The organism is Luteimonas sp. 100069 (assembly GCF_003813845.1).
GTDB lineage: Bacteria > Pseudomonadota > Gammaproteobacteria > Xanthomonadales > Xanthomonadaceae > Luteimonas > Luteimonas chenhongjianii.
Map to the genome: position 1 here is coordinate 1 of NZ_RPFN01000014.1, position 1,095 is coordinate 1,095.

Here is a 1,095-nt window from a genome sequence, read left to right on the forward strand (position 1 = left end):
CCTTGACCGGCAAACCGGCCTCGGCCTCACGCAGGAAGCCGATGATCTGTTCTTCGCTGAAACGCTTCTTCACGTCCAATCTCCTTCTCGTTGGGGATTGGACTCCAAAGCAGTTCGCTACTCAATTACGGGGGGACGTCGAGACACCCGCCGAGGCGTATGCCTTAGCGGCCTGACCTGTGCAGCAGGTGCTGGGTCATTACACACGCGCATTCCACGCTCTCCATCTCCTGTATCGCCGACACGGGGACTACTAGCGCGGACTTCATGCTGGTGGGCCCACCAGGACTCGAACCTGGAACCAAAGGATTATGAGTCCTCTGCTCTAACCATTGAGCTATAGGCCCGAAGCCTGCAATCGTATCAATTCGTTCGAGGCCTGCGAACGCGAGGTTCGCTCCTGCAACGAAACTCTGGCGCTGCTCTGCGCAGGCAAAAGCGGGTGCATCTCGAGCGTGGCATGAGTAGAACGAGGGGACTGTTCTGCACCGGCGATCTGGAGCACTGGGCATCCCGGCCGCTCCTTGGCGTCCAAGTTGTGCACGCTCAGACTAAATCCGTCTGCCGCGTGACGCCGCGGGTGTCTCCATGTCCGTTCGGGCAGCTCGAAACTCCAGACAAAGAAAAACCCCCGCCGGAATACCGGCGGGGGTTTTGGGTAAAAACCCTGGCGATGACCTACTCTCGCATGCTAGATGCACACTACCATCGGCGCATGTACGTTTCACTTCCGAGTTCGGAATGGGATCGGGTGGTTCCATACAGCTATAGTCACCAGGGAGAGGGTGGAGGGTCGCAAGTCGGTCCGATCATCGACGCAGGTATGCGATCGAAAGAGGGACTGACAGCGCTCACGCTCTCAGAGGTTGGGAAGTAGCGAACATTTTGGGACGAACTCTTACGTATCGCGGGCCAAGGATGCTTCGATTAGAAGCAACTTGAGGTTATATGGTCAAGCCACACGGATCATTAGTACTGGTTAGCTCAACACATTGCTGTGCTTACACACCCAGCCTATCAACCACCTGGTCTTGATGGTTCCTTCAGGGGAGTCAAGCTCCCGGGAGATCTCATCTTGAGGCGCGCTTCCCGCTT

General features: G+C 56.9%; 1 tRNA gene and 2 rRNA genes. All 3 read right to left on the reverse strand.

Annotated elements, in window-relative coordinates:
- Positions 1–271 precede the first annotated feature (271 nt).
- Positions 272–347, reverse strand: a tRNA-Ile gene (locus EGK76_RS15290).
- Between the two features lie 318 nt (positions 348–665).
- Positions 666–779: ribosomal RNA gene (gene rrf, locus EGK76_RS15295) — 5S ribosomal RNA — on the reverse strand.
- A 169-nt stretch (positions 780–948) separates the two neighbouring features.
- Positions 949–1,095, reverse strand: a 23S ribosomal RNA gene (locus EGK76_RS15300); the annotation flags it as partial.